General features: G+C 31.3%; 8 protein-coding genes and 1 rRNA gene. 8 read left to right on the forward strand and 1 reads right to left on the reverse strand.

The annotated features are described in order from the left end of the window. Nucleotides 1–73 precede the first annotated feature (73 nt). The 8 genes from tgt (at nt 74) to IM532_RS09345 (ending at nt 7,198) form a co-directional block, all read left to right on the forward strand. Nucleotides 74–1,204 carry a tRNA guanosine(34) transglycosylase Tgt gene (tgt, locus tag IM532_RS09310; protein WP_194183179.1) on the forward strand — a complete coding sequence of 377 codons (1,131 nt, stop codon included), beginning with the start codon at nt 74–76 and terminating at the stop codon, nt 1,202–1,204. Between the two features lies 1 nt (nt 1,205). Further along, nucleotides 1,206–2,300 carry an LptF/LptG family permease gene (locus tag IM532_RS09315; protein WP_194183180.1) on the forward strand — a complete coding sequence of 365 codons (1,095 nt, stop codon included), beginning with the start codon at nt 1,206–1,208 and terminating at the stop codon, nt 2,298–2,300. A 175-nt stretch (nt 2,301–2,475) separates the two neighbouring features. Next, nucleotides 2,476–4,398: a threonine--tRNA ligase gene (gene thrS / locus IM532_RS09320; protein WP_194183181.1), complete on the forward strand. Its 1,923-nt coding sequence runs from the start codon at nt 2,476–2,478 to the stop codon at nt 4,396–4,398. Nucleotides 4,399–4,457: 59 nt separating this feature from the next. Further along, complete coding sequence (infC, locus tag IM532_RS09325) at nt 4,458–4,967, forward strand: translation initiation factor IF-3 (protein ID WP_317173004.1); 510 nt, start codon at nt 4,458–4,460, stop codon at nt 4,965–4,967. A gap of 60 nt (nt 4,968–5,027) precedes the next feature. After that, a complete protein-coding gene (rpmI, locus tag IM532_RS09330; RefSeq protein WP_019976848.1) occupies nt 5,028–5,225 on the forward strand; it encodes a 50S ribosomal protein L35 in 198 nt (65 codons plus the stop codon). Between the two features lie 98 nt (nt 5,226–5,323). Further along, on the forward strand, nt 5,324–5,668 hold the full coding sequence (gene rplT, locus IM532_RS09335) for a 50S ribosomal protein L20 (protein ID WP_194183182.1): 345 nt from the start codon (nt 5,324–5,326) through the stop codon (nt 5,666–5,668). Nucleotides 5,669–5,760: 92 nt separating this feature from the next. Then, entirely contained in the window at nt 5,761–6,426 is a 666-nt protein-coding gene (locus IM532_RS09340) for a phosphatase PAP2 family protein (RefSeq protein ID WP_194183183.1), read from the forward strand. Further along, nucleotides 6,410–7,198, forward strand: coding sequence for a nitrilase-related carbon-nitrogen hydrolase (locus IM532_RS09345; RefSeq protein WP_194183184.1), 789 nt, complete (start codon nt 6,410–6,412; stop codon nt 7,196–7,198). The genes IM532_RS09340 and IM532_RS09345 overlap by 17 nt, the downstream gene beginning before the upstream one ends. A 910-nt stretch (nt 7,199–8,108) precedes the next feature. On the opposite strand, the gene rrf is transcribed toward IM532_RS09345, so the two are convergent. Continuing rightward, nucleotides 8,109–8,191 (reverse strand): 5S ribosomal RNA (gene rrf, locus IM532_RS09350); the annotation flags it as partial.

Here is an 8,191-nt window from a genome sequence, read left to right on the forward strand (position 1 = left end):
ACTCCTTATTTTTTTATTAAAATTTTCATTAGTTAAAGTATATGATTACAAACAATTAATATCTTTGCACACTATGAAATTTTCAATCGATAAAAAAGACGAATTTTCAAAGGCAAGAGCTGGTGTTTTAGAAACTGATCACGGTACTATACAAACTCCAATCTTTATGCCTGTGGGGACAGTTGGGACAGTAAAATCTGTGCATCAACGTGAATTAGAAGAAGATATTAAAGCACAAATTATCTTAGGAAATACGTATCATTTATACTTACGTCCAGGAACAGACATTCTTCATAAAGCTGGGGGGTTACACCAATTTATGAATTGGCAAAAACCTATCTTAACAGATTCTGGAGGATTCCAAGTATTCTCTTTGGCATCAAGCAGAAAAAAATCTGAGGAAGGAGTACGTTTCAAATCGCATATAGATGGTTCTTATCATATGTTTACGCCAGAGAAATCAATGGAAATCCAGCGTTATATTGGTGCAGATATATTTATGGCCTTTGACGAATTAACTGGTATTCCTGCCAAATATCATGATGCAAAACGTGCTATGCATGTAACTCATCGTTGGTTAGAACGTTGTAGAACATGGCTTAATAATAATCCTGAGTATTATGGCCATAAACAATCTTTATTTCCAATCGTTCAAGGAAATGATTTTAAAGATTTACGTCAAGAATCTGCAAAGTATATATCAGATTTTGGTGCTGAAGGTAATGCCATTGGAGGTTTATCTGTTGGTGAACCAGAACCTGTAATGTATGAGATGACTGATATTGTTACAGAAATATTACCACAAGACAAACCTCGTTACCTAATGGGTGTAGGAACTCCATGGAATATTATAGAATGTATTGCCTTAGGTGTAGATATGTTTGACTGTGTGATGCCTACTCGTAATGCTAGAAATGGAATGTTATTTACATGGAATGGTGTTATGAATATGAAAAATGCTAAATGGAAAGATTGTTATGAACCATTAGATGAGTCTGGTACAAGTTATGTAGATAGCTATTATAGTAAAGCTTATGTAAGACATTTATTTAATGCACAAGAATCGTTAGGTAAGCAGATTGCTTCTATTCATAATTTAGCCTTTTACTTAGATTTGGTTAGAGTAGCAAGAGAACATATATTAGCTGGAGATTTCACTCAATGGAAAGAACAAATTCTTCCACAACTTAAACAACGTCTATAGTTTGAAAATTATTGATAAATACATCGTTAAGAATTTTGTTAGTACATTTATCTTTATGGTGCTAATACTTTCCTCTATTGCAATTATTATAGATTTAAGTCAGAAATTAGCCCGTATTAATGATAGTGGTTCTACAGCAACAGAAGCCTTATTATATTTTTATCCATTCTGGGGGATTTGGGTAGTAAATACTTTTCTTCCTATTGCCGTTTTTATAACTGTTATTTATTTTACTTCTCGTTTAACGGATTTAACAGAACTAGTCGCAATCCAAGCAGGTGGAATAAGTTTTTACCGTATAACAAAACCTTATATTTGGGTATCGTTATTCTTAGCAGGTTCAGCAATGTTAATGAATAATTTTGTTTTACCATGGGCTAACGTTAAAAAAAATGCATACCAATACGAACATTTACTAAATTCAACTAAAAAGGAAGAATATTATAAAAGACAACGTGTTGGATCACAAATTTCACCAAACGAATATGTTTTTATTGATAGTTATGATCGTGTAGAAAGATTAGGAAATTCATTTACCTATCAAAAATTTGATTCAGTTGTATTAAAAGAACAAATTATTGCATCTGCTTTTGATTGGAATGAAGAAAAGAAAGCATACGAATTAAGAAATGTATATGTACGCCAAATTAATCCAGATAATACAGAAAAATTAGAATATCATCCTAATTTGACAAAAAAACTAGCTGCTACACCCGATGAAATATTACCAGAAGGATATGTAGCTGAAACAATGAATACTTTCGAATTGAAAAAATTTATTGATAGTCAAATACAAAAAGGATCAGCAAATGTAAATGCATATCAAAATGAATTAAACTCTCGTTTAGCAAATCCATTTTCTACGATAATTCTTACTATTCTTGCCTTATCGTTATCCTCACAAAAACGACGTGGAGGTATCGGAATTAATTTAGCAATCGGAATTACACTCGCATTTATATATATATTCTTTTCACAAATCACATCGACTTTTTCTGAAAAAGGATTTGTATCTCCATTAGTTGCATCATGGATCCCGAATATAATTTTCGGTCTACTCACATTAGTTTTATACATAAAAAGAGCAAGATCTTAATATACATATCAAAGCTGTTTTCTAAGAAAACAGCTTTTTTTATACATCTAATTCATTTTCATATCAAAAGTTTTAAAAAACTTTGGTTACAATAGTGCAGTTCTTGCCTCAATAATTTTTACAACTACATAGTTTTACGTAATTTTGCCTCTTTAATTAATCGTATAAAGGCACAATGATAAATGTATCTCTTCCCGATGGAAGCGTAAGACAGTATGAGAGTGGCATTACTCCTATGGGAGTTGCTCAAAGCATTAGCGAAGGTTTAGCGCGTAATGTTATTTCTGCATTGGTAAATGATAAACAAGTAGAGGTTACAACCCCTATTACTGAAGATGCTACGATCAAATTGTTAACCTGGAACGACGATTTAGGAAAACAAGCATTTTGGCATTCTTCTGCTCACTTACTAGCACAGGCAATCGTAGAATTTTATCCTCAAGCAAAATTAACAATCGGACCATCAATAGAAAATGGTTTTTATTATGATGTTGATTTTGGTGATGAGAAATTTACAGAAGCTGATTTTGCTAAGGTGGAAAAAGCAATGTTAGAAAATGCTAAAAAGAAAGCAGAATTTAAATTATATCCAGTTTCTAAAGCAGAAGCATTAGAAACATATAAAGATAATGAATACAAAACTGAATTAATTTCTAACCTAACAGACGGAGAAATTACATTTTGTACTCACGATAACTTCACAGACTTATGTCGTGGAGGTCACATCCCACACACAGGAATTGTAAAAGCTGCGAAAATTTTAAACGTAGCTGGAGCATACTGGAGAGGTGATGAAAAAAATAAAATGTTAACTCGCGTCTACGGAATCACTTTCCCAAAACAAAAAGACTTAACAGATTACTTAACTTTATTAGAAGAAGCTAAAAAACGTGATCACCGTAAATTAGGAAAAGAATTAGGTTTCTTTGCTTTCTCTGAAAAAGTTGGGCAAGGTTTACCATTATGGTTACCAAAAGGAGCATCTTTAAGAAGAAAATTAGAGAACTTCTTATTAAAACAACAAACTCGTTTAGGGTACGAAATGGTAATTACACCACATATTGGTCAAAAAGAATTATATGTTACTTCTGGTCACTATGCAAAATATGGTGCGGATTCATTCCAACCAATTCATACACCAAACGAAGGAGAAGAATTTTTATTAAAACCAATGAACTGTCCACACCACTGTGAGATTTATAAAACTTCACAATGGTCTTACCGCGATTTACCAAAACGTTATGCAGAATTCGGAACTGTATATCGCTACGAGCAATCAGGAGAATTACATGGGTTAACTCGTGTACGTGGATTTACTCAAGACGATGCTCACATTTTCTGTACACCGGATCAATTATTAGAAGAATTTAAAAAAGTAATTGATTTAGTATTGTACGTTTTCAGAAACTTAGGATTTGATAACTACTCAGCTCAAATTTCTTTACGTGATCCTGAAAATAAAGAAAAATACATTGGTTCTGATGAAAATTGGGCGAAAGCTGAACAAGCAATTATGACAGCTGCTGCAGAAAAAGAATTACCTACAGTCGTAGAATACGGAGAAGCTGCATTCTATGGACCTAAGTTAGACTTTATGGTGAAAGATGCATTGGGACGTAAATGGCAATTAGGAACAATCCAAGTGGATTATAATTTACCAGAACGTTTTGATTTAAATTACACAGGAGCAGATAATGAGAAACACAGACCTGTAATGATTCACCGTGCACCATTCGGTTCTATGGAACGTTTCATTGCAATCTTATTAGAAAATACAGCAGGAAATTTACCACTTTGGCTAACACCAGACTTATACACTATTTTACCAATTAGCGAAAAATATGTGGAATATGGAGAAAAAGTATTAAATTTGCTTGCTGAAGAAGAAATTAACGGATTGATTGACAGTAGAAATGAGAAAACTGGAAAGAAAATTCGTGATGCCGAAATGAAGAAGATTCCTTTTATGCTAGTCATAGGAGAAAAAGAAGCAGAAAATGGTACAATTTCTGTGCGTAGACACGGAGAAGGTGATCTTGGTGAAATGACTGTAGAGGAATTTATCAATTTCATTAAAAAAGAAACAAAATTAAAATAATTTAAAAACAGAATACTATCGCAATTAGAAGAAAAGGCGGCAGAGGACCAGCCAGAGTAATTAAGGAAGATCAACACAAGATCAATGATAAGATTGACGCGCAAGAAGTGCGTGTTGTCGGAGAAGGCATAGAAGCTGGAGTATATCCAATTGCTAAAGCTAAAGAATTGGCACAAGAACAAGGTTTAGATTTAGTAATGATCAGTGAAAAGGCCATTCCACCTGTTTGTCGTGTCGTAGAGTATAAAAAATTCTTGTACGAACAAAAGAAAAAAGAGAAAGAATTAAAAGCTAAACAACAAAAAGTTGTCGTTAAAGAAATTCGTTTTGGTCCTCAAACTGATGATCATGATTATGAATTTAAAAGACGTCATGCTAAAGCTTTCTTAGAAGAAGGATCAAAATTGAAAGCGTATGTTTTCTTTAAAGGTCGTTCAATCATCTTTAAAGATCAAGGTGAAATTTTATTATTACGTTTAGCTCAAGAACTTGAAGAAGTTGGAAAAGTTGAACAAATGCCTAAGTTAGAAGGTAAAAGAATGATTATGATGATGGGTCCTAAAAAGTAATTTTTAGGCTTATCTCAAAAAAATATAAAAACGTTTTAATTTTAAATACAATTTGTAATCATGCCAAAATTAAAAACTAAATCTGGAGCGAAAAAACGTTTCAAATTAACAGGAACAGGTAAAATTAAAAGAAAACATGCTTTTAAAAGCCACATCCTAACAAAAAAGGAAACTAAACAAAAGAGAAATTTAACTCAAACTGGTTTAGTTGACAAAGCTGATGTTCATTCAGTAAAACAACAATTAAGATTAAAATAAGAAGAAATTCTTATTTGGTTTATTAATTAAACTTTAACCCTGTAGATGGGCCTTAAAGTAGATTTTAGGTCTCGCCCACTTCAAAAAAATTAAAAATTATGCCAAGATCAGTAAATGCTGTAGCGTCAAGAGCGCGTAGAAAAAAAGTTTTAAAACTTGCTAAAGGATATTTCGGAAGACGTAAAAACGTTTGGACTGTTGCTAAAAATGCAGTAGAAAAAGGTTTAGTTTACGCTTACCGTGATAGACGTCAAAAGAAAAGAAATTTCCGTGCGTTATGGATTTTAAGAATCAACGCAGGTGCAAGATTACACGGAATGTCTTATTCTCAATTCATGGGAGCTGCTAAAAAGGCTGGAATCGAGTTAAACCGTAAAGTATTAGCGGATTTAGCAATGAACCACCCAGAAGCTTTCAAAGCAATCGTAGAAAAAGTAAAATAATTTAAACATTATAAATTAAAACGTTTTAAAACTTGGCTTTTGCCAAGTTTTTTTTTATCCTTACTTTTGGTTAAACACCAATTTTTACTTACATGGATAAAAAGGATTTAATCCAACGAATTTGGCCTTTCTTTATAGTCTTCTTTCTATATACATTTATTTCCTCTGCCATGATTCAGTATTTTGGCAGAAATCAATTACATTTATTTATAAATAAATTTCACACTCCAGTTTTAGACTATTTTTTTAGATATTATACTGATTTTGGAACCACAGGTTTATTAATTATTCTTAGTATATATATTGTTTGGAAATCAAATTGGATCACTCTTGGTTATTTAATTATTACAGAAATTATAGCATCAATACCAAGTGTATTTACAAAAAAATACTTTTTTAAGCACGTTCATCGTCCATCCTACTATTTTCATCAGAATAATATTGAATTACACCTGATTGAAGGTGCTAAACTTCAAATTCCATATACATTTCCATCCGGACATACTTTATTAGCTGTAATCATCGCTATGACATTATGTACTATGACAAATAAGCGTGGATTACAATTTATATTTGCCTTACATTTTCCATTAATTGCATATAGTAGGATGTATTTGTCAAAACATTTTGCGATAGATACAATTGGAGGTGCAACTTTAGGATTTTTCACCTTTATATTCGTATATTATTGTTTAAATAATTTAAATATCCAATTCAAATTTCAACCTATATATAAGCGCAATGATAACAGAAACTAAATCTAAACTAAGAATAAGTTTAATAGAGTATGATGTAGTTTGGGAAGATGCTAAAGCTAATCATCAATATTTGGATGAATTATTACTAAATCATAAGTCAGATATCGTTTTACTGCCTGAAATGTTTGCTTCTGGATTTTCAATGTCTGTAGACAAAATTGGAGAAAAACCATTTGGTCCTACATTCGAATGGATGCAGCAAAAAGCTAATCTAATGAATTGTGCAATTGCAGGTAGTGTTTCTACATTAGAAGGAAATAAATATTACAACCGTTTTTATTTCGTAAGTCCTAATAATGGAATATATATCTACGATAAAAAACATTTATTTAGCTATGGAAAAGAAGCAGAAGTATATTCTGCGGGAGACAAAATTGTTACTATAGATTATAAAGGTTGGAAAATTCGACCTATTGTATGTTATGATTTAAGATTTCCGGTATGGATTCGAAATACGGAAGAAAATCCTTATGACTTATTATTATGTAATGCAAGCTGGCCAAAAGCTCGTAGAGAGGCTTGGATTTCGCTTCTAAAGGCAAGATCTATTGAAAATATGTCCTATGTTGCTGGAGTTAATAGAAAGGGTATAGATGGCTATAATCTGGAATATAAAGGAGACTCACATCTATTCGATACGTTAGGAGATGATCTAGTAATGATTAATAATCATCCTGAGATATTACAATTCGAAATAGATAAAGAAAAGCAAGATAAAACACGTCTACATTTTAATTTCTTAAATGATCGAGATTCATTTTATTTTGGATAATTTTATAAAAATTCCTTCTGGTTAAGAATAGTTTTTTTAGAAACTATTTTAAATCTGACTACAAATTAATTTACTATATATACTCAGTATTCGTTAATTATATATCAATATCTTTTATAAGTTATTACAAAAAAATGCTATTTACAGTTCTAAATTAAAATAAAGAAAGATTTCTAATAATTAAAAAGAATATCAATTGTAGAAGTTAGAACTTAAACAGAGGTTAGAATAAGAATACATTCTACAAGAAGCTAACCTTAATATAAATTAAAATTAGGAATAAAATAAACTACAGAGATTTTACTTGATCACTCGTTCACATATTCGCTTTTTCACTATTTAACCTATTAACATACCAGTTTAATCCGGGCGTTAAGAAAAAGAAAGATAAAGTAATTTAAACTAACTATAGAAGGGATCACGATTTAAATAGAGATATACAAAATCAATATCTATGTATTAGAATTAAGTTCACTTCTTCAAAACTTCTCTAATCGGCCTATAAGTCTATAACGTTAAAAAATGAAATAGAATGGAGGATAAGAAAGATTTAGCGAGCGACAGCGAGGCATTTAAATCTTTCCCGCAATGAAATTTAATTTTAGTTAAATAGATTTGAAGCCTTGATTTTTTTGGTTCCTTTTTCATCAAGGAAAAAAGAACATCTAAATAGAAAAATATTCTTCAGTAAATTATATTCCAAAGCTTATTAAGCTTCTCCTTTCAAATTCAAATGTTTTGTGTCAAGACAAAAATGAACATAATTATTATAAAATGAATATTTACTTTTTAAAACAAGTTTACTCGATTAATCGTTCACCTGTTCACAAATAACAAGTTCCCTTGTCCCTATAAAAGTTTAGGGCATAAAAAAAGCCCAATCTAATTAAAGATTGAGCTTTGTTATAAAGACTGGCGACGACCTACTCTCCCGCAATAGCAGTACCATCGGCGCTGAAAGGCTTAACTTCTCTGTTCGGAATGGGAAGAGGT

It is taken from the genome of Faecalibacter rhinopitheci (assembly GCF_015234135.1).
In the GTDB taxonomy this organism is placed as follows: Bacteria; Bacteroidota; Bacteroidia; order Flavobacteriales; family Weeksellaceae; genus Empedobacter; species Empedobacter rhinopitheci.